Source organism: Vibrio sp. 10N.261.55.A10, assembly GCF_041470825.1.
Classification (GTDB): Bacteria; Pseudomonadota; Gammaproteobacteria; order Enterobacterales; family Vibrionaceae; genus Vibrio; species Vibrio crassostreae_C.
Genome location: NZ_JBFRNC010000068.1, coordinates 1 through 1,277 on the forward strand (window position 1 = coordinate 1; position 1,277 = coordinate 1,277).

A 1,277-nucleotide genomic window follows, 5' to 3' on the forward strand; every position below is an offset into this window, starting at 1 on the left:
CTAAGCCAACAGCATCAGCTGTTGGCTTTTTTCATGCACCTCATTTGGAGTTTTCATCCTGAGACTAAGGTGCGGCCTCATATTGTTATAGGTACTTATAGACTCTTTTACTAGTTGTTTAAGCTCTCCGAGGTTTTTACACTTATTAAGTAAGAACTCTTGTTTCAGTATTCCATTTACTCTCTCTGCTAATGCATTTTGATAGCAGTCATAACCGTCTGTCATCGAGGGGCTTATGCCGCTACTTTTCAACTTATCTTGATAAACACCGGAGCAATACTGGAGACCACGATCAGAGTGATGGATACACGAACGATGATATTGACGCCCCTTAATAGCCATATCTAGCGCTTTCACAACATCCGTCGCCTTCATTTCGTTGCTCAGCTCGTAGCCCATAATTTTCCGACTAAACGCATCAGTTACCAATGAGAGATAGTGAATGCCTTCATCTGATTGGATATAGGTAATATCACTTACTAACACACCCTCTGGAGTGCATGGTTTGTAGTTCTTTAATAAGTTCGGATGTTTTTTCATCCAATGCTTACTGTTTGTCGTTTTCGTAAAACTACGTTTAGGTCTTACCAATAACCGTTCATCACGTAAGTAGTTGAAAAGAGCATCCCGACCTAACTTGATACCTTGTTCTTGCAACTTTGGCTTAAGTAAAAAGTAGAGCTTTCTAGTGCCAACCCGAGGCATATAACGTCTAATATCCAACACCATTTGTTTGATGGGTTTAAGTTCCAACTGGCGATGAACAGCTCGCTTTTCTCGTTGATAAACGCTTTGTCTCGTTATCCCGCATAGCTTACATACTCGAACTAAACTTATTCCTTCTTGTTCTTGAAGGCTTCTTGCTCCTTGGTGAGATACTTTTTTCTGAGGCTAGTTCCGTGTTCAGCATCAAGAATATCAACCACTCTATTTAAAAAGAGATTCTTGATTTTTTCGTCTTCCAGCTCTTTCTCAAGACGCTTTATTTTCTGTGCTGGTGACTCTTTAGGCTTAGTTGATTGGTGCATGGTATTCATCCTTGGAGTTTGCGCCCAATTCATCTTACCGTGCTTTCGAAGCCAAGTTAAAACAGTTGAACGGCCTTGGATACCATAAATGGTTTGGGCTTGTTTATATGTCATATCGCCTCTTTCTACAGCGGCGACGACCTGTAATTTAAAGCCTAGTGTGTAATCACGCTGAGTGCGCTTAACGTAGGTATTATTTGAAGTAGCCATAATTCGTCCTCAATGTGTAAACACATTTCAGGACGGGAC

At 40.9% G+C, this 1,277-nt stretch carries 1 protein-coding gene; it reads right to left on the reverse strand.

Features of this window, described 5'->3' with window-relative positions; translation table 11 throughout:
* Window positions 1-1,238 (reverse strand): IS3 family transposase gene (locus AB4274_RS19320; RefSeq protein ID WP_102319877.1). Its coding sequence is split into 2 segments (ribosomal slippage): window positions 1-866 and window positions 866-1,238, totalling 1,239 coding nucleotides; the frame shifts between segments, so codons are not numbered across the junction.
* Between the last annotated feature and the right edge of the window lie 39 nt (window positions 1,239-1,277).